Source organism: Streptomyces tirandamycinicus (assembly GCF_003097515.1).
In the GTDB taxonomy this organism is placed as follows: domain Bacteria; phylum Actinomycetota; class Actinomycetes; order Streptomycetales; family Streptomycetaceae; genus Streptomyces; species Streptomyces tirandamycinicus.
In genome coordinates, this window is record NZ_CP029188.1 from 6,856,089 (window position 1) to 6,874,361 (window position 18,273).

General features: G+C 74.4%; 14 protein-coding genes and 1 pseudogene. 10 read left to right on the forward strand and 5 right to left on the reverse strand.

Annotation, left to right across the window (positions count from 1 at the left end; genetic code table 11):
• Positions 1 to 213: 213 nt before the first annotated feature.
• Together DDW44_RS29590 and DDW44_RS29595 are read left to right on the forward strand one after the other, a co-directional pair.
• The gene (locus tag DDW44_RS29590) at positions 214 to 1,701 is read left to right on the forward strand and encodes an SDR family NAD(P)-dependent oxidoreductase (protein ID WP_244224147.1); all 1,488 of its coding nucleotides are present in this window, start codon (positions 214 to 216) and stop codon (positions 1,699 to 1,701) included.
• Positions 1,702 to 1,804: 103 nt separating this feature from the next.
• The gene (locus DDW44_RS29595; RefSeq protein ID WP_425275709.1) at positions 1,805 to 5,602 is read left to right on the forward strand and encodes a beta-ketoacyl synthase N-terminal-like domain-containing protein; all 3,798 of its coding nucleotides are present in this window, start codon (positions 1,805 to 1,807) and stop codon (positions 5,600 to 5,602) included.
• Here DDW44_RS29595 and paaK read toward each other — a convergent pair.
• Complete coding sequence (gene paaK, locus DDW44_RS29605; RefSeq protein WP_108908402.1) at positions 5,577 to 6,902, reverse strand: phenylacetate--CoA ligase PaaK; 1,326 nt, start codon at positions 6,900 to 6,902, stop codon at positions 5,577 to 5,579. The genes DDW44_RS29595 and paaK overlap by 26 nt on opposite strands.
• A gap of 223 nt (positions 6,903 to 7,125) precedes the next feature.
• On the opposite strand from paaK, the gene cutA reads away from it, so the two are divergent.
• Positions 7,126 to 7,452 carry a divalent-cation tolerance protein CutA gene (gene cutA, locus DDW44_RS29610; protein ID WP_208648024.1) on the forward strand — a complete coding sequence of 109 codons (327 nt, stop codon included), beginning with the start codon at positions 7,126 to 7,128 and terminating at the stop codon, positions 7,450 to 7,452.
• 1 nt (position 7,453) lies between these two features.
• On the opposite strand, the gene DDW44_RS29615 is transcribed toward cutA, so the two are convergent.
• On the reverse strand, positions 7,454 to 8,779 hold the full coding sequence (locus tag DDW44_RS29615; RefSeq protein ID WP_108908403.1) for an NsdA family TPR-like regulatory protein: 1,326 nt from the start codon (positions 8,777 to 8,779) through the stop codon (positions 7,454 to 7,456).
• A gap of 180 nt (positions 8,780 to 8,959) precedes the next feature.
• Between DDW44_RS29615 and DDW44_RS29620 the strand changes: the two genes are divergently transcribed.
• The 7 genes from DDW44_RS29620 (at position 8,960) to DDW44_RS29650 (ending at position 14,631) form a co-directional block, all read left to right on the forward strand.
• Positions 8,960 to 9,430 carry a DUF6415 family natural product biosynthesis protein gene (locus DDW44_RS29620; RefSeq protein ID WP_108908404.1) on the forward strand — a complete coding sequence of 157 codons (471 nt, stop codon included), beginning with the start codon at positions 8,960 to 8,962 and terminating at the stop codon, positions 9,428 to 9,430.
• 136 nt (positions 9,431 to 9,566) lie between these two features.
• Entirely contained in the window at positions 9,567 to 9,905 is a 339-nt protein-coding gene (locus DDW44_RS29625) for a DUF397 domain-containing protein (RefSeq protein ID WP_017948334.1), read from the forward strand.
• A 2-nt stretch (positions 9,906 to 9,907) separates the two neighbouring features.
• A complete protein-coding gene (locus DDW44_RS29630; protein WP_108908405.1) occupies positions 9,908 to 10,123 on the forward strand; it encodes a hypothetical protein in 216 nt (71 codons plus the stop codon).
• 299 nt (positions 10,124 to 10,422) lie between these two features.
• Positions 10,423 to 11,280 carry an alpha/beta fold hydrolase gene (locus DDW44_RS29635; RefSeq protein ID WP_108908406.1) on the forward strand — a complete coding sequence of 286 codons (858 nt, stop codon included), beginning with the start codon at positions 10,423 to 10,425 and terminating at the stop codon, positions 11,278 to 11,280.
• A gap of 130 nt (positions 11,281 to 11,410) precedes the next feature.
• The gene (gene tdh, locus DDW44_RS29640) at positions 11,411 to 12,439 is read left to right on the forward strand and encodes an L-threonine 3-dehydrogenase (RefSeq protein ID WP_108908407.1); all 1,029 of its coding nucleotides are present in this window, start codon (positions 11,411 to 11,413) and stop codon (positions 12,437 to 12,439) included.
• Positions 12,440 to 12,520: 81 nt separating this feature from the next.
• Positions 12,521 to 13,720, forward strand: coding sequence for a glycine C-acetyltransferase (locus DDW44_RS29645; protein ID WP_108908408.1), 1,200 nt, complete (start codon positions 12,521 to 12,523; stop codon positions 13,718 to 13,720).
• The gene (locus DDW44_RS29650; RefSeq protein ID WP_018890867.1) at positions 13,717 to 14,631 is read left to right on the forward strand and encodes a LysR family transcriptional regulator; all 915 of its coding nucleotides are present in this window, start codon (positions 13,717 to 13,719) and stop codon (positions 14,629 to 14,631) included. The genes DDW44_RS29645 and DDW44_RS29650 overlap by 4 nt, the downstream gene beginning before the upstream one ends.
• A gap of 71 nt (positions 14,632 to 14,702) precedes the next feature.
• On the opposite strand, the pseudogene DDW44_RS33105 reads toward DDW44_RS29650, so the two are convergent.
• The 3 genes and pseudogenes from DDW44_RS33105 to DDW44_RS29665 all read right to left on the reverse strand — a co-directional run.
• Positions 14,703 to 15,020, reverse strand: a pseudogene (locus DDW44_RS33105) (GNAT family N-acetyltransferase); the annotation flags it as partial.
• 149 nt (positions 15,021 to 15,169) lie between these two features.
• Complete coding sequence (locus DDW44_RS29660; RefSeq protein ID WP_108908409.1) at positions 15,170 to 16,480, reverse strand: pyridoxal phosphate-dependent aminotransferase; 1,311 nt, start codon at positions 16,478 to 16,480, stop codon at positions 15,170 to 15,172.
• A 140-nt stretch (positions 16,481 to 16,620) separates the two neighbouring features.
• On the reverse strand, positions 16,621 to 18,258 hold the full coding sequence (locus DDW44_RS29665) for an acyl-CoA synthetase (RefSeq protein ID WP_108908410.1): 1,638 nt from the start codon (positions 18,256 to 18,258) through the stop codon (positions 16,621 to 16,623).
• Positions 18,259 to 18,273 lie beyond the last annotated feature (15 nt).

The following is an 18,273-nucleotide window of genomic DNA, read 5'->3' on the forward strand; positions in this document are numbered from 1 at the left end:
GACACCTCGGACACCTCGGACGCCTCGGATACCCGGGACGCCGGGGACGCCCGGGACGCCGCCGGTACCGGCGAGGGCGGGGCTTTCGGGGACGCCGGGGACGCCGGGGACGCCGGGGCTTCAGGAGCGGAGCAAGCGCCCCTGGTCGCGGCGGTTCCTCCGGTGGCAGCAGCGCCTCCGGTCGCGGCGCCGAGACGCCTCCGGTCGCGGAAGGTGCCCCTGACCGGCGGCGCCGGTGCCGCGGCGCCCGCGGCCCTCCGGGGGCGGCGGTTCGCGCTGCTCGGCGACGGGGACGGTGCGCTCGCCGGGGTCACGGGTGCGCTCGCTGCGGAGCTGGAGCGGCACGGTGCCGTACCCGTCGTCCTCGGCGCCGGGCAGGAACCGCCGCCGTGGGAGGACCATGGGCCGCTCGGCGGCGTCGTCCTCCTGGACCCGCTGGCGACGTCCGGACCGCCGGTGCTGCCCGCCGCCTTCCAGACCGTCAAGGCCGCACTGGCCTGCCGCCCCGCACGGCTCGTCGCCGTACGGCTCGCCGAGGAGGGCCGGGCGGCCGGGCGTTCGGCGGGGCTGCGCGGGCTCTTCCGCACCATCGCCCGGGAGTGCCCGGACACCGAGGCGACCGTGCTCGACCTCGACCCGGGCGGCGGGGCGGGCCGGCTGCGCACCCCGGACGGCGTCGCCGCCGCGGTCGTCGAGGAACTGAAGGCGGCCGGCGGCCCACCGGTCGTCGTGCGCGACGCCGGCGGCCGCCACGGGTGGGAGCTGGTCGAGGCGCCCTTCGGGCTGACGGCGCTGACCGGCGCGGGACCGGCCGGGGACGGGGCGGCCGAAGCGGCGGCGCTCGGACTCGGCCAGGACGCCGTCGTCCTGCTCACCGGCGGGGCCCGGGGCATCACGGCCGCCTGCGCCGTCGCGCTCGCACGCGCCTCCCGGTGCCGCGTCGAACTGCTCGGCAGGACACCCGCTCCGGCCGGTCCGGAGGACCCGGTGACGGCGGCGGCCCGGGACCGGTCGGCCTTGCGCCGGATACTCGCCGCACGCGGCGGGTACGGCTCCCCCGCCGACGTCGACCGGGCGGCCCGGCTGCTCCTCGCCCAGCGGGAGATATCCGCGACCCTGGCGGCGGTCGAGGCCGCCGGGAGCCGGGTCCACTACCGCAGCGCCGACTGCCGCGACGCCGCGGCCGTGCTCCAGGCGGTGAAGGAGATCCACGCGGACCACGGGCGCCTCGACGGCGTGGTCCATGCGGCGGGGGTCATCGACGACCGGCTCATCGCGGAGAAGTCCGCCGAGTCCTTCGAGCGGGTGTACGGCACCAAGGTCGGCGGGGCCGCCGCCCTGCTCTCGGCCCTCGACGAACTCCCCGACGCCGGACCGTCGTTCGTGGTGCTGTTCGGCAGCGTCTCCGCGGTGCTCGGCAACCGGGGCCAGGCGGACTACGCGGCGGCCAACGACGCCCTGGAGACCCTGGGCGAGCAGTGGGGAGCCCGTACCGGACGGCGGGCGCTGACGGTCCACTGGGGCCCCTGGGCCCCCGGCGGCCTGCACACCGGCATGGTCCGACCGGAGCTCGCCCGGGCGTACGCCAGACGGGGGATCACCCTGATCGACCCCGAGGAGGGGCCGCCGGCACTGCTGCGGGAACTCGCCTGGGGCGGCCTGACGGCCGGGGCGGTCGTCCACACCGCCTCGGAGTGGTGACATGGCCGCCGGAGGTGCGCGTGCCGGCACGGCCCGGACCGCGGGCGGCGGGTGCGGAGGACCCGGCCATGGCCGTCGCGCGGTGCCCGTCGCCATCACGGGAATGGCCGTACTGCTGCCGGGAGCCCGCGATCTGACGGCGTACTGGCGCAATCTGGCCGCCGGGGCCGACGCCATCGGCGAGGTGCCCGAGGGCCGCTGGGACGCCGCGTACTACCGCCCCGGAGCGGCGGGCGAACCGGCCGCGGCGGACCGGGTGTACTGCCGGCGCGGCGGTTTCGTGGACGCGCTGGCTGACGTGGACGTGGCCCGCTTCGGCATCATGCCCAGTTCGGTGTCCGGGACCGAACCCGACCAGCTGATCGCGCTCCAGGTGGCCGCGTCCGCCATCGCCGACGCGGGCGGCGAGGACCGGCTGCCGGCTCGGGAGCGGATCGGCGTCGTGCTCGGCCGGGGCGGCTATCTGACGCCGGGGCTGGTCCGCCTCGACCAGCGGGTGCGCACCGCGGCCCAGCTGGTGCGCACGCTCGGGGAGTTGCTGCCGGGCCTCGGAGCCGAGCAGCTCGCCCGGGTACGGGAGGCGTTCACCGAACGTCTGGGTCCCGACCGGCCGGAGAACGCCATCGGGCTGGTCCCCAATCTGGCGGCCTCCCGGCTGGCCAACCGGCTCGACCTGCGCGGGCCCGCCTACACCGTGGACGCCGCGTGCGCCTCCTCGCTCGTCGCCGTGGACCAGGCGGTCGGCGAGCTGGCGTCCGGCCGGTGCGACCTGGTGCTCGCCGGCGGGGTGCACCACTGCCACGACATCACGCTGTGGAGCGTCTTCTCGCAACTGCGCGCCCTGTCCCCGAGTCAGCGCATCCGCCCCTTCCACCGGGACGCGGACGGCATCCTCATCGGCGAGGGCACGGGCGTGGTGGTGCTGAAGCGGCTGGCGGACGCCGAACGGGACGGGGACCGGATCTACGCGGTCGTCCGGGGCACCGCGGTCGGCAGCGACGGGCGTACGGCGGGACTGGCCAGCCCCGATCCGCGCGGCCAGGTCCGCGCCGTGCGGCAGGCGTGGGAGGCGGCCGGGCTGGACCCGGCCGAGCCGGGGTCGGTCGGTCTGCTGGAGGCGCACGGCACTGCCACCCCTGCCGGTGACGCGGCCGAACTGCGCACGCTGAGGGAGGTGTTCGGGCCGCCGGACGGGCGGAACGCCCACGGCGGTGACGGCGGCCACGGCGGTGACGGCCGAACGGCCGTGATCGGCTCGGTGAAGTCGATGATCGGCCATGCGATGCCGGCGGCGGGGGTCGCGGGCCTGGTCAAGGCGGCTCTCGCCGTGCACCACGCGACACTGCTGCCGACCCTGCACTGCGACGATCCGCACCCCGCGCTCGCCGGCACGCGTTTCCGTCCGCTCGCAGCGGCGGCGCCCTGGGAGCCGGGCCCCGGCGGCACTCCGCGCCGGGCCGCGGTGAACGCCTTCGGGTTCGGCGGGGTCAACGCCCATGTCGTCCTCGAACAGGCGCCGCAGGCACGGCCGTTCACGGCCACGCCGGGAGGGCGGGCCGCGTTCCCGGCGGCCGCCGAAGGGGCGCCGGGCCGTCCGGGCCGGACACGGGCGGTCACCGCGGTGACCGAGCCGGAGCGCGTACTGCTGCTCGCGGCGGGCACACCGGAGGACCTCGCCGCCCGGCTGGACGCCGACGACTCCACCGTGCTGGCGCCGGGGCCCGCCCCCGCCGGCCGCCCCACCGGGCGGACCCGTCTCGGGATCGTCGGCCCCACGCCGAAACGGCTGGCGCTCGCCCGCCGGGTGGCCGCCAAGGGCCGGGCGTGGCACGGCCGCAGCGACGTGTGGTTCGCCCCGTACCCGCTGCTCGGCGGCGACCGGCCGGGCCGGATCGCGTTCGTCTTCCCCGGGCTGGAGGGCGAGTTCGAGCCGCGCGTCGACGACGTCGCCGAGCGCTTCGGTCCCGCCGGGCCGGGGCCGCGGAGCGGAGTGGCGGCGGCGCGGGTCGGGGACGTCGGCCGGCACGGGCTGGGCGTGGTCGCGGTGGGCAGGCTGCTGGACGCGGCGCTGCGCCGGATGGGCGTCGTACCGGAGGCGGTGGCCGGGCACAGCATCGGCGAGTGGACGGCGATGGCGGTCGCGGGCCTCTACTCCGAGCGCGCGGTCGACGACTTCATGGCGTCGCTCGACCCCGACGCGGTGACGGTGCCCGACCTCGCCTTCGCCGCGGTGGGCGCGTCGGCGGACCGCGTCATGGCGGGGCTGGCTGCCCTTCGGCTGCCGGTGACCCTGTCCCACGACAACGCGCCGAGCCAGTCGATGGTCTGCGGACCGCCGGACGCGGTCGGGGAGTTCGTCCGCGCCTTCCGCGCGCGGGGCGTGCTGTGCCGTGTGCTGCCGTTCCGCTCGGGATTCCACACGCCCATGCTGGAGCCCTCGCTGGGACCGTTCCGCGCCGCGGCCGAGCGCTTCGCGCTGCACCCGCCCACGGTGCCGGTCTGGTCGGGCACGACGGCGGCCCCCTTCCCCGGTGACGAGGCGGCCGTCCGGGAGCTGTTCGTCCGCCATCTGCTGGAGCCCGTGCGCTTCCGCCAGTTGACGGAGTCGCTGTACGCGGCGGGGTTCCGGGCCTTCGTCCAGGTCGGTACGGGAGGCCTGGGGTCGCTCATCGGGGACACGCTGGCGGGCCGGGACCATCTCGCCGTCGCCGCCAACTCCCCGCATCGGCCGGGCCTGGCCCAGCTCAGACGTGTCGCGGTGGCGCTGTGGACGGTGGGCGCGGCGGTCGACCCCGGCGTCATCGACGTCGACCGCGACGTCGACCGCGACGTGATCGACCCCGTTGCGATGGACTCCGGTGCGATCGGCCCCGTTGCGATCGACCGCGACGTGATCGGCGCCGGTGCGATCGACCGCCGTGGCCCCGCGCCTGACGGGGCGCCGGACCGCCGCCCCTCCGCCCCCCGCGCCGATGCCGTCGTCGGGGCGGCCACCGGGCCCGCGCCGGACGGGGTGGGCGGCGCCGTCCCGCCACGGCTGCCGGTACGCCTCGACCTGAGCGGCGGGCTGGTCTCGCTGGATCCGGGTGTGCTCTCCGGGCTGCGGCTGTCGCTGCGGTCCGGGCGCGGGGACGTCGCGGCGGGGGCGGCCACGAACCCGCCTTCGGTACCGGCGGCCGCCGCAGTGGGACCGGCCGCAGCAGCACCCGCCGCAGTAGCACCCGCCGCAGTAGCACCCGCCGTGGTTGGACCCGCCGCCGGTACGGCGGAACACACCCCCACCGGGGGCGCCGTGGGGTCCCCGCTCGCCCGCGGCGGCGGGCGGCGGGCGCAGACCACCGGCCCCGGTGCCGAACACCCGGCGGACCGTTTCCCCGCGTTGGCGGAGCTCGACGCGCTGATGCGGGAGACGGCGGCCACCGCCGCCGAGCTCATCGAGGCGGCCGGCCGCGGCCCCGTCCCGGTTCGCAGGCCCGGCGGCGCGGCGCGCACCCGGGCCCGTCCACTGGCGGATCGCCGACAGCACGGTCGACTCCGCCGACTTCATCGCGGGCATCGAGATCGGCTTCGGCCAGAGCCTCGACAAACTCGTGGCGGCCCTCGCCGCAGACCCGCATGGCACCGACAGCACCGACAGCACCGACAGCACCGACACAAGGAGCGCGCAGTGACCCACTCAGCCGGCGACCGCAGGGTGACCGCAAACCTGGCTCTCAGCCTCGACGGGCGTTACCACGGCCCCGACGGGGCCGGCGATTGCGGCGCCGTGGCGGCCCGGCGCCCGGCCCGCACCGGCGCGGGTCGCCACCGTCCGGCTGTGCACCGCCCGGGGCATCCGGCGCTCACGCCCCCGCCTCCCGCGGGCGGCCCCGTGCTCAGCGCAGGTCGACGATCCGCTTGATCTTGCCGACCGACCGCTCCAGCGTCTCCGGGTCGACCACCTCGACACCGACGGACACCCCGACCCCGTCCTTGACCGCCGCCGCGACCTCCATAGCCGCGGCCTCCCGCTGCTCCGGCGACAGGCCCTCACGTGCCTCGACCCGGACGGTGAGCGCGTCCATCCGGCCCTCCCGCGTCAGACGCAGCTGGAAGTGCGGGGCGAGCCCGGGCGTGCGCAGCACGATCTCCTCGATCTGGGTCGGGAAGAGGTTCACCCCACGCAGGATGATCATGTCGTCGCTGCGCCCCGTGACCTTCTCCATCCGCCGGAACACCCGCGCGGTCCCCGGCAGCAGCCGGGTCAGGTCCCGTGTCCGGTACCGGATCACCGGCATCGCCTCCTTGGTGAGCGAGGTGAAGACCAGCTCGCCCTCCTCGCCGTCCGGCAGCACCTCACCCGTGACGGGGTCCACGACCTCCGGATAGAAGTGGTCCTCCCAGATGTGCAGACCGTCCTTGGTCTCCACGCACTCCTGGGCCACGCCCGGCCCCATCACCTCGGACAGGCCGTAGATGTCGACCGCGTCGATCGCGAACCGCTCCTCGATCTCCCGCCGCATCTCCTCGGTCCACGGCTCCGCGCCGAAGATCCCCACCTTCAGCGAGGTGGACCGCGGATCGACGCCCTGCCGCTCGAACTCGTCCAGCAGGGTCAGCATGTACGACGGCGTCACCATGACGATCTCGGGCCGGAAGTCCTGGATCAGCTGCACCTGCCGGGCCGTCATCCCGCCGGACGCCGGGACGACCGTGCAGCCGAGCCGCTCCGCGCCGTAGTGCGCGCCGAGCCCGCCCGTGAACAGGCCGTAGCCGTACGCCACATGCACCGTGTGCCCCGGCCGGCCCCCGGCCGCGCGGATCGAGCGGGCCACCACGTCCGCCCAGGTGTCCAGGTCCCGGTCGGTGTAGCCGACCACCGTGGGCCGCCCGGTCGTGCCGCTGGAGGCGTGGATGCGGCGCACCCGCGACTGCTCCACGGCGAACATCCCGAACGGGTAGTGGTCGCGCAGATCCGCCTTGGCCGTGAAGGGGAAGCGGGCCAGGTCCTCCAGGGAGCGGCAGTCCTCGGGCCGCAGCCCGGCCTCGTCGAACGACTTCCGGTAGAAGCCGACGTGGTCGTAGGCGTGACGCAGGGTGGTACGCAGCCGCTCCAGTTGCAGGGCCCGCAGTTCTTCACGGCCGAGGCGCTCGCCGGCGTCCAGCAGGTCCGCCGGGCCGGTCAGGTCCTTCAGGTCCGTCCGGTCCGTCCGATCCGCCATACGGAAGACTCCCCTGCCACTCGCAAACCGGGCGACCGATCATTCGGTCGAGCTGTCCGGGATCAGTAATCCAGGCACCCGGCCGGACGTCAAGACACCGGCATCGCCCGGCCCTCCATCCACGGCGCCGCCTCAAGTGCCTGAACGACCCGGCCCCTCCCACCGCGCAGCGGGGAGAGCCGGACCGTGTCCGTGCCCCGGCGCCGTCGCTATGGTCGGGCGCATGGCTGACTACGTGCAGGTGTCCACGGCGACGCCGACAAAGGAGCAGGCAGTCCGGCTCGCGCAGTCCGTGGTGAAGGAGCGCCTGGCTGCGGGCGCGCAGATCATCGGCCCGGTGACGTCGGTGTTCTGGCATCTCGGAGAGTTCGGCACCGGAGAGGAATGGCAACTCCTGCTGAAGACCCGAACCAAGCGGTATCCGGAGCTTGAGCAGCACCTCATCCGTCACCACCCCTGGGAGAACCCGGAGATCGCGGCCGTGCCGATCATCGCGGGCGCGGAGGCGTGCATGCGCTGGGTGTCCGAGAACACCCAGCCGGAGACATAGATCAGAGCGCTGCCCTGTCCAGGGCCTCGTCGACGTCGGCGACGCCGCGGTGGCGCACCAGACGCCCGAGCAGGATGTCCAGTCGGCGGCGGGGCCGGACCGAGGCGACTCCGTCGGCGAGCGCCAGCGCACGGCTCGTCGTCCTCGCCGCCTGCTCGACCTCGCCCGCCATCAGATACGCGGCCGCGAGCCACGACAGGTACAAGGCCTTGTCCCGCGCCTGGCAGTCGTCGTACCCGCCGAGCGCCTCCTCGAGCACGGGCACGGCGCGCAACGGCCGGCCCAGTTCGGCCCAGCACCGGCCGGTCATGATCTGCAACTCGGTGCGGTCCACCCACGAGACCCAGTCCGGCTGGGGCGCGGCGTGCGCGTCGGCGAGCGCGCTCCCTGCCTCGGCGAGCGCGTGCTCCGTGTCGGTGGCGAGGCCGGCCATGGCGCATGCCCACGCTCGACGTTCATGGAGGAGCGCGCGAACACCGGCCGGGGCGTCGGGGCCGAGCGCGGTGCACGAGCGGGCCGCGATCTCGACTCCTGCTGTCCGGTCACCGTTCACCGTCTGGTAGGCGAGGAAGGCGAGCGCGTTCCCGGCGAGGCTCGTGTCACCGGCGCCGGTGGCGGCGGTGTGGCTCTCCTTGTAGAGCGCCGTGGCGTCGGCCTCGCGGCCGCCGTCGAACGCCGCCCACCCGGCCTGCTGCGCCTGCTCGGCCAGCACCGACAGCAGGGCCCGGCCGGTGGCCTCCGTGTACGACGCGTCGCGTAGCAGAGCCTTGGTGGCCTGGTACTCGCCGAGGTACACCCGGTAGGTGTCGCCGCCACCGAGCACGGTGTCGAGGCGGCGCAGGCGCGCGGCACGGAGGCGGAGCAGATCGGGGAAGTCCGCGCCGATACGCTTCCCTGCCGCGGGTCTGGCCAGGTCGGTGATGCCGACGGTGAGGCCGGCACCGGTGGCCGCGTGGAGGAACTCTCTGCGTCGCACTGCTCGGTCTCTCTGTGCGGTGGTCGTGCGGGCAGCCGGCCCGGGGGACGCACCCTCGCCCATCTCCCATGGGCGGTGGGCGAGTCCCAGCATGTGCCCCGGGACGCGCAACGCGTCGGAGACGGCCACGGCCTTGTCGAAGCTGGTGATGCGGCCGCGGCCGCGGGCGAGGGTGCCCACGCGCTCCGGTTTGATGCCGCACCCAGCGGCGATCTTCGAGTAGCTGATCCCGGCCATGTCGTGCGCGAGCCGGAAGACGGTGCCGAAGTCGTGAGCCGCGAGAGCGGTGCGCATCTCGGTGCATTCAAGCACGTGAGCGGGGAGCGCGGTGGGCGGTGTGAAGTCGTTCATCGTGGCCGTGTGTACCTGCTCGGGCGAGTGTGTATCACGGTGACTCAACGAGCCTACCCATGATGGGTATACCGGCGGGAGGGAAGCAACCGCCGTGACATTTCGCAAGAGTTGAGCACCAGACCCCGGCAACCGCGCTACCGGCCACGGGGCACGGCCCACGCCGCGAGGAGCATCGACATGATTGACCGTACCGTCCCGGACGAGTCCGCTGCCGGGCAGGGCGATACCGACGGCGATACCGACAGCGATGCCGGGGAGAGCGGTCCCGGACCGATGGATCTCGCCGCGATGAGGGAGACCGCCCGTCAGGTCATGGTCGCGCACGAGCCGGGTTCCGACCTCGACGGCCTCAGTGCCGCGATGCGCGGCTTCGTCCGGCTCCTCGTCCCGGCACTCCGCACGCTCATCGCCGCGCGGCCCTCCGGCGACCGGCCCGCGATGGTCGCGCGGGTGGGCGTTGACGAGGCATGGCGCCGGCTGCACACCACGCCGGGCCTCGGCCCCGGCGCGGCGCATCGCCGGGCGCGCAGGCTCGCCCTGTCGGTGCTCTCCCTCTGCGACCACTACGAGAACCTGCGGCCGACGGCCGCGGCGTCGGCGGCCCCCATCCCGGGGCGGCGGCGTCAGGCCGAGCGCAGCAGTCCGTGAACGCCTGCCCCGCCGGTGGTCCGGAAGACGCCGGCGGGGCGGGGTGCCGAACGCCCGCCTCCGCAACCCCAACGGTGACAGGTCGAGCGCGCGGGGGCGGGTTCCACAACCGCACCAATACCAGAGAGGCACAGCTGTGGGAACCATCAGCAACGGCAGGACCACGAAGGCCTACGAGAACCCGAACGCGCCCGGTCTGGACTGGCGGAAGGCCGGCCGCACCGACCTCGACCCGATCCTGAAGGACTGCGTCATCCTCGCCGCGGCGCCGGACGCCGAGGACCACCCGCACCCCCATGTCCCGGACGGCACCCGCATGGTGGCGCTCTCCGACGACAAGGACCCCGCAGGCCCGGTGCTGTACTTCACCCGAGCCGAGATCCGGAAGTTCATCGAGGGCGTCAAGGCCGGAGAGTTCGACGACCTGATGGCCACCGACGAGGAGATGCGGCAGGCCGCCGCGGTGACCGCCTGACGATGGACGCCCAGCAGGTGAGCACCGCGTTCGCGGCGGTACGGCAGCGCCTCGCGCGAACACCGTGCCGGGCCTGCCGCAGCAGGGAGACGGACGCGCTGATCGCCTTCGGCAGGGTCCTCGTCTCGTGCGAGAACTGCGGCGACGCCGCGAACCTGGGTCCGCTGCACAGCGTTCTCGCAGCCGGTTCGGCCGGTGCAGGCAGGCGAGGCAGGTGACGCTCCGCCCCGGCCGGCCTCCCCGTCCAGTACGCGGGGGCCGGCCGGGGCTCGTCCGTCTCACGCATCGCGTGCCCCGCGTCCGCGCGACCGGGGCGGCCACCGGTCCGGGGGCGGCGCTCCGGGCGGCGGATCGTGCGGTCGGGGGTCCGGGATTCACCGGTCCCGTCACCCGGCCGGGTGCCAGGACACCGGCACGCGACCGGTGGGCTCCACAAGCGCGGGGCCTCGGTCGCAAGGCCCCCGGCGGGGCGCCCGATCCGTTGGCGGGATCGCCGCCGCCCGGTGAGGATCACCGTATGCCGACCTTCCGCGCGTACGACGGCACGGTGCTCGCCTACCACGCCGAGGGCGAGGGCGAGCCGCTGGTCTGCCTGCCCGGCGGTCCCATGCGCGCCTCGGCGTACCTCGGCGATCTCGGCGGGCTGACCGCGGACCGCCGGCTGGTACGGCTGGACCTGCGCGGCACCGGCGACTCCGCGGTCCCCGACGACGACGCGACGTACCGCTGCGACCGGCTCGCCGACGACGTCGAGGCGCTGCGCGAGCACTGCGGGCTCGACCGCGCCGACGTCCTCGCCCATTCGGCGGGCGCCAACCTCGCCCTGCTGTACGCGGCGGCGTGCCCCGGACGGGTGAGCTCCCTGGTCCTGGTCACCCCCGGCGCCCGCGCCCTCGGCATCACGGCCACCGAGGAGGACTGGCGCGGCGCGGTCGCACTGCGCCGGGGCGAGCCCTGGTACGAGGCCGGCCGTGCCGCCTGGGAGGCGTTCCTCGGCGGGGCGGAGCTCGACGACCTCTGGCCGGACATCGTGCCCTTCATGTACGGACGCTGGGACGCCGCCGCCCGGAAGCACGCCGCGGACGACGCACACCAGAGCGACCCGCACGCGCGCGCCGGCTACTACGCCGAGGGCGCGTTCGACCCGGGTGCCACGCGCGAGGCGCTCGCCGCACTGGAGGCGCCCGTCCTCGTGATCGCGGGCGAGTACGACGGCGCTCCCACCCCCGCCCGCGCCGGTGAGATCGCCGCCGTGTTCCCGCACGGCACGGTGGCCGTGCGGCCCGGCGCCGGCCACTACCCGTGGCTGGACGACCCCGGCGCCTTCCGCCGCACCGTGGCCGGCTTCCTGGAGACCGGCGGGCGCCCGCCGTGAAGCTCCGCTGTCGACCCGCTTAAGAAGATCTCGATGGACTGAACGCCCGACGCTCGGCAGATTGGTGCGCATCACCGCCGGCCGGGACGTCATGCCTGGTCACCCCCTCGTCCCGCCTGGAGCCGCACTCATGAAGGCACTCGTCAAGCAGCACGCCGAGCCCGGGCTGTGGCTCATGGACGTCCCCGAGCCCGAGTACGGCCCCGGCGACGTGCTGATCAAGGTGCTGCGCACCGGCATCTGCGGGACCGACCTCCACATCCGTTCCTGGGACGGCTGGGCGCAGCAGACGATCTCCACACCGCTCGTGGCCGGCCACGAGTTCGTCGGCGAGGTCGCCGCCGTCGGTAGCGACGTCGCGGACATCGCCGTGGGCGACCTGGTGAGCGGCGAGGGCCACCTCGTGTGCGGGAAGTGCCGCAACTGCCTCGCCGGCCGCCGCCATCTGTGCCGCAGCACGGTCGGGCTGGGCGTGGGCCGCGACGGCGCGTTCGCCGAGTACGTGTGTCTGCCCGCGTCGAACGTCTGGGTGCACCGCACCCGGGTCGACCTGGACGTCGCCGCGATCTTCGATCCCTTCGGCAACGCGGTGCACACCGCGCTGTCGTTCCCGCTCGTCGGCGAGGACGTCCTGATCACCGGAGCGGGCCCGATCGGCGTGATGGCGGCGGCCGTCGCCCGCCACGCGGGTGCCCGCAACGTCGTGGTCACCGACGTGAGCGAGCCGCGGCTGGAGCTGGCCCGCAAGGTCGGCGCCACCCTCGCCGTCAACGTCGCCGAGTCCGGTATCGCCGAGGCGCAGCGCACGCTCGGTCTCAAGGAGGGCTTCGACGTCGGTCTGGAGATGTCCGGCCGCCCCGAGGCCGTGCGCGACATGATCGACAACATGACGCACGGCGGCCGGATCGCGATGCTGGGCCTGCCCGCGGAGGAGTTCGCCGTCGACTGGTCGAAGATCGTCACCTCGATGATCACGATCAAGGGCATCTACGGCCGCGAGATGTTCGAGACCTGGTACGCGATGACGGTACTCCTGGAGGGCGGGCTCGACCTCAGCCCCGTGATCACCGGCAGCTACGGCTACCGGGACTTCGACGCCGCCTTCGACGAGGCCGCCACCGCCCGCAGCGGCAAGATCATCCTCGACTGGACCGCCTGACCTGCTCGACCCGGCAGCACGCCGGGCCCCCGCAGCACCCTCCGCCACTCGCCCGCAGCCACACCCAAGGGAGCACCCCGCATGTACGCCTCCGTGCGCGACGACCTCCGCGCCACCCTCGACGAGATCCGCGCCGCCGGCCTCCACAAGCCCGAGCGGGTCATCGGCACCCCCCAGTCGGCGTCGGTGGCCGTCACCACCGGTGGCGCCCCCGGCGAGGTGCTGAACTTCTGCGCCAACAACTACCTCGGCCTCGCCGACCACCCCGAGGTCGTCGCCGCCGGCAAGGAGGCCCTCGACCGCTGGGGCTACGGCATGGCCTCCGTCCGCTTCATCTGCGGCACCCAGGAGGTCCACAAGGAGCTCGAGCGGCGCCTGTCCGCGTTCCTCGGCCAGGAGGACACGATCCTCTACTCCTCCTGCTTCGACGCCAACGGCGGGGTCTTCGAGACCCTCCTCGGCCCCGAGGACGCGGTGATCTCCGACGCCCTCAACCACGCCAGCATCATCGACGGCATCCGCCTGTCCAAGGCCGCCCGCTTCCGCTACGCCAACCGCGACATGGCCGAGCTGGAGGCCCGCCTCAAGGAGGCCACCGAGGGCGGCGCCCGCCGCAAGCTGATCGTCACCGACGGCGTGTTCTCCATGGACGGCTATGTCGCGCCGCTGACCGAGATCTGCGACCTGGCCGACCGCTACGACGCCATGGTCATGGTCGACGACTCGCACGCCGTCGGCTTCGTCGGCCCCGGCGGCCGCGGCACCCCCGAGCTGCACGGCGTCATGGACCGCGTCGACATCATCACCGGCACCCTCGGCAAGGCGCTCGGCGGTGCCTCCGGCGGCTATGTCGCGGCCCGCGCCGAGATCGTCGAGCTGCTGCGCCAGCGCTCCCGCCCCTACCTGTTCTCCAACTCGCTCGCCCCGGTGATCGCCGCCGCCTCCCTCACGGTCCTCGACCTGCTGGAGTCCGCCGGCGACCTGCGCGAGAAGCTCTCCGCGAACACCGCGCTCTTCCGCCGCCGGATGACCGAGGAGGGCTTCGAGATCCTCCCCGGCGACCACGCGATCGCCCCCGTCATGATCGGCGACGCCGCCGAGGCGGGCCGCATGGCCGAGCTGCTGCTGGAGCGCGGCGTCTATGTGATCGGCTTCTCGTACCCGGTCGTCCCCATGGGCCAGGCCCGCATCCGGGTCCAGCTGTCCGCCGCGCACTCCACCGAGGACGTGGAGCGGGCCGTGGCGGCGTTCGTGGACGCCCGGGCGACAATGGCAGGGTGATCGACCCTCGCAGGCTCCGCATTCTGCGCGCCGTGGCGGACCACCGTACGGTGACCGCCGCGGCCGCGGCGCTGTATCTGACCCCTTCGGCCGTCTCCCAGCAGCTCGCCGCGCTGGAGCAGGAGACGGGCCACACCCTGCTCATCCGCAGCGGCCGGGGCGTGACGCCGACGGCGGCCGGTGAGATCCTGCTCGGTCACGCCCACGCGGTCCTCTCCCAGCTGGAACGGGCGGAGGCGGAGCTCGCCGCCTACGCGGGCGGCGCGGCCGGCGAGGTCACGGTGGCCTCCTTCGCCACCGGGATCGCGGAGGTCCTCGCCCCGGCCCTCGGCCGGCTCGCCCGCGACCACCCCGGTATCCGGGTGCGCGTCCGGGACGCGGAGGGCGACGAGAGCCTGCCGATGGTCCTCGACGGGGAGGCCGACCTGGCCCTGGCCGTGGAGTACCGGGGCGCCCCGCGGGAGGACGACCTCCGCCTGGCCCGGGTCCCGCTGTACGCGGAGCCGTTCGACGCGGTGCTGCACTGCGGCCACCCCCTCGCGGACGGCGGCGGGGTGGAGCTCGCGGCCCTCGCCGACAGCGACTGGATCGGCCCCTACCCCGGCAACCCCTGCCACGAGGTCATGCTCCTGGCCTGCGAACTCGCCGGATTCCAGCCGCGCCTCACGCATTCCTCCGACGACTTCCGGGCCGTGGTGGCCCTGGCCGGGGCGGGCGCCGGAGTGGCCCTGGTACCCCGCTCGGCGCTGCGCGGCATGGAACTGAAGGACACGGTGGTCCTCCCGGTCGCGGGTCCCGCCGCGACCCGGCGCGTCTTCGCGGCGGTCCGGCGCGGGGCCGAGGGCCATCCGCTGCTCAGCCCCGTCCTGGAGGCCCTGTCCGGGGCGGCGGCGGGTCTCTCCACCGGCTGACCGACGCGCGGACGCCGGCTGCCGGGCGTCGGATCCGCGGGGACGCAGGCTGCCGGTCGCCGGACCCGCGGGGGCGCCGGCACGAATCCGGCCGCGCGCAGCCGGTCCGCCAGGTCGCCCGGCCGGTCGTGCCCGTAGAGCTCCCACTCGAACTCCCGGCCCAGGGAGCCGAAGTGGCGCACCTGCTCGGCGACGGCCCGGTCCGCCGTCGCCGCGTCCAGGTCCGACCAGACGACCCCGTTCCACCCGCCCCGGTGCCCCGCGGTCTGCCGGACGACCCCGCCCACCCGCTCGATGCGCGCGCCCGGCCCGTCCGCCGCCGCGCCCCGCCGCATCTGCCGGTCGTACCGCGCGAGTACCTCGCCGTGCTGCTCCTTGTGCCGCTCCATCCGGTCAGTGCAGCACCAGGGGGCCGCCGCGGCAGCGGGATTGTGCCGGAGGTGGCCGTCGCCGAGACGAGGTCGTGCCGGGAGGGGCCGTCGCCGCGACCGGGACGCACCGGGGTGCGGAGGAGCGGTGACCGCCGGCCGCGGCGGACTCAGGCGCCCTGCACCAGCCGGTCCACCGCCGCCGTGCCGGAGCCGTACGGCAGCGCGTGCGCCGGTGCGGGACGGGCGGGCACCTGCACGTGCATGGGCATCGGCCCGGGAGCCTGAACGGCGGGCACCAGGTCCCGGCCGGGAGGCAGCGCCGGACCGGATATGTCGGACATTCTGGATGTCCCGGGCGTCGCGTACAGCGTCCGCTCCAGTCCGGCGACCAGCCGCTGGACGTCCGGCTTCGGCCGCACCACGAGCCGCAGGAAACTGCTGGAGCTGCCGATCTTGTTTCCGCACTCCCGCACCAGCACCCCGTGCTCCTCCAGCATCCGGTTCCGCAGCAGCGCGCCGTCGGCCCCCTCCGGGAGCCGGACGTACACGAAGTTGCCCTGGGACGGGTACACGGTGAGCCCGGGCAGCCGGCTCAGGTGCCGGATCATCTCCTGGCGGTCGCGCTGCACCAGCCGCAGGCTGTGCCCGTACTCCAGCCGGTACTCCTTCAGCATGAACACCACCGTCTCGGCGAAGGAGTTGAGGTTCCACTTGGGCAGCGCCGCCCGCACCCGGCCGGCGAGGCCCGGGTTGGCGACGAGGTAGCCGAAGCGCACCCCGTGCAGCCCGAAGTTCTTGCCCAGGCTCCTCAGCACGATCGTGTTGGGCCGCAGCACCGCGTCGGCGACGACGCTGGAGTCCGCCTCGGCGTCGGCGAACTCCAGGAACGACTCGTCCACGACCACCAGGTCGAGGTCCTGGAGCTGGTCGAGCAGGGCGAGGACGCCGTGCCGCGGCAGCAGACCGCCGTCCGGGTTGTTCGGATTGCAGATGACGGCGGTACGGGAGCCGCGCGCGCGGACGAAGTCGGCGAACGACGCCGGGTCGAGCGCGAATCCGCCGGACTCGGGGAGCGGGAACATGTCGACGCGCTTGCCCGTCTCCATCGGCTGGTCGGTCCACCGGCCGAAGGTCGGCACCGGCACGGCCAGCGACTCGCGCACCAGCAGATGGTCGATCCAGGTGATCAGCTCGGTCGAGCCGTTGCCCATGGCCACGGTCTGCGGGTTGAGGCCGAGCACGGAGCACAGCTCCGCGGTGATGGTGTCCGCGCTGCTGGGGTAGTAGGTGAGGATCTCGCGCAGCCGGTCGCCCAGTTCGTCGAACATCTCCGGTGGGGGGAAGTACGGGTTGCAGGGGATGCAGAAGTCGGTGATCGGCTGCTGGTCGCCGGTGGCCCGGCTCAGCGCGGCGTACGACGGGCTGTGTGCCGTGGACGCGCGGAAGAGCTCGGTGACGTTGCTGCCGGCATCGGCCATGGGGGTCCTCCGGAGGTGGCTTGGTGCTCCCTGCCGGGGATTACGTACGGCTGCCCGACCGTGCTCAACGGGAGTGGGCCGTGCGGTGCCCGCGGCGGCCGGGCCTCGGAGCGGAAGGCCGCCCGCGGTGCCCGCTCGGCTCACCCGGCCCCGGCCCCGGGGCCGCCGTCGGCCGAGGCGACCTCCCGTGCCCAGCGGTAGTCCGCCTTGCCGCTCGGGGAGCGCTGGATGACCGGCGCGAGGACGAGCTGCCGCGGGAGCTTGTACCCCGCCAGCCGGCCGCGGCAGTGCGCCCGGACGGACTCGAGGTCCAGCGCCGCCGCCCCCGGGCGCAACTGCACGACCGCGGCCACGCGGTTGCCCCAGGTCGCGTCCGGCACTCCGGCGACCAGTGCGTCGTAGACGTCCGGATGGGCCTTCAGGGCCTGCTCGACCTCTTCCGGATACACCTTCTCCCCACCGGTGTTGATGCACTGGGAGCCCCGCCCGAGCACCGTGACGACCCCCTCCTCGTCCACCGTGGCCATGTCGCCGAGCAGCACCCAGCGCTCGCCGCCCCTGCGGAAGAAGGTCTCGCCGGTCTTGACCGGGTCGTTGTAGTAGCCGAGCGGCACATGGCCGCGCTGGGCGATACGGCCCGGCTCGCCGGGCACGACCGGCTCGTGCGTGACCGGGTCGACCACCTGTGTGCGGTGGTTGACCCGCAGCCGGAACCCCTTGCCCGGACCGGAGTCCTCCGTGGCCGTGCCGTTGAAGCCGGACTCCGACGAGCCGAAGTTGTCCAGGAGCATCACCTGCGGCGCCAGCGCCCTGAACTGCTCCCGCACGGACTCGGACATGATCGCACCGGAGGAGGACACGCTGAACAGCGACGACAGGTCCGTGCCCTTCAGCGGGCCGTTGAGCGCGTCGATCAGCGGGCGCAGCATCGCGTCGCCCACCAGCGACACGGACGTCACCCGCTCCCGCTCGATGGTGCGCAGCACCTCCTCGGGTACGTACTTGCGGTGCAGCACCACCCGCTGGCCGAAGCCGAAGGCGATGAACGCGGTGAGCGTCGAGGTACCGTGCATCAGCGGGGGAGTGGGGAAGAAGGTGATGCCGTCGCCGCCCGCGGCGACCCGCTCCGCCAGCTCCTCGGGCCGCCGCACCGGCTCACCGGTGGGCGCGCCACCGCCGAGCCCGGCGAAGAAGAGGTCCTCCTGGCGCCACACCACGCCCTTGGGCATCCCGGTCGTGCCGCCCGTGTAGATGATGAACCGGTCGTCCGCCGACCGCTCGCCGAAGCCGCGCTCCGGCGAGCCGGACGCCTCTGCGGCGGTGAACGCCGTGCAGTCCAGCGCCGGCGCGTCCCGCTCCGGCTCACCGACGCGCAGGAGGTGCCGCAGCTTCTCCGTCCGCGGCAGTGCGGCCGCCACCCGGCCGGTGAACTCGGCGTCGAAGACGAGGGCCGCGAGGTCGGCGTCGCGGAAGAGGTAGACCAGTTCCTCCGCCACATAGCGGTAGTTCACGTTGACGGGGACGACGCGTGCCTTGAGGCAGCCGAGGAGCGTCTGCAGGTACTCGACGCCGTTGTAGAGGTGCAGCCCCAGATGGTCCCCCGGCTTGAGCCCCGCGCCGGTGAGATGGTGCGCGATCCGGTTCGCCGCCGCGTCGAGTTGCGCGTAGCTGAGCCTGCGCCGCGCGCCGGTTCCGGGATGGTCGACGTAGAGGAGCGCCTCGCGGTCGGGCACCACGTCGACGACCGACTCGAAAAGGTCGGCAAGGTTGTACTCCACCGTTCCTCCTGACCC

Coding starts and splice junctions, on each gene's coding strand:
- DDW44_RS29595 (WP_425275709.1), top strand. CDS start 1,805: ATGGCCGTACTGCTGCCGGGAGCCCGCGATCTGACGGCGTACTGGCGC.
- paaK (WP_108908402.1), bottom strand. CDS start 6,902: ATGGCGGATCGGACGGACCGGACGGACCTGAAGGACCTGACCGGCCCG.
- cutA (WP_208648024.1), top strand. CDS start 7,126: ATGGCTGACTACGTGCAGGTGTCCACGGCGACGCCGACAAAGGAGCAG.
- DDW44_RS29615 (WP_108908403.1), bottom strand. CDS start 8,779: ATGAACGACTTCACACCGCCCACCGCGCTCCCCGCTCACGTGCTTGAA.
- DDW44_RS29620 (WP_108908404.1), top strand. CDS start 8,960: ATGATTGACCGTACCGTCCCGGACGAGTCCGCTGCCGGGCAGGGCGAT.
- DDW44_RS29630 (WP_108908405.1), top strand. CDS start 9,908: ATGGACGCCCAGCAGGTGAGCACCGCGTTCGCGGCGGTACGGCAGCGC.
- DDW44_RS29635 (WP_108908406.1), top strand. CDS start 10,423: ATGCCGACCTTCCGCGCGTACGACGGCACGGTGCTCGCCTACCACGCC.
- tdh (WP_108908407.1), top strand. CDS start 11,411: ATGAAGGCACTCGTCAAGCAGCACGCCGAGCCCGGGCTGTGGCTCATG.
- DDW44_RS29645 (WP_108908408.1), top strand. CDS start 12,521: ATGTACGCCTCCGTGCGCGACGACCTCCGCGCCACCCTCGACGAGATC.
- DDW44_RS29660 (WP_108908409.1), bottom strand. CDS start 16,480: ATGGCCGATGCCGGCAGCAACGTCACCGAGCTCTTCCGCGCGTCCACG.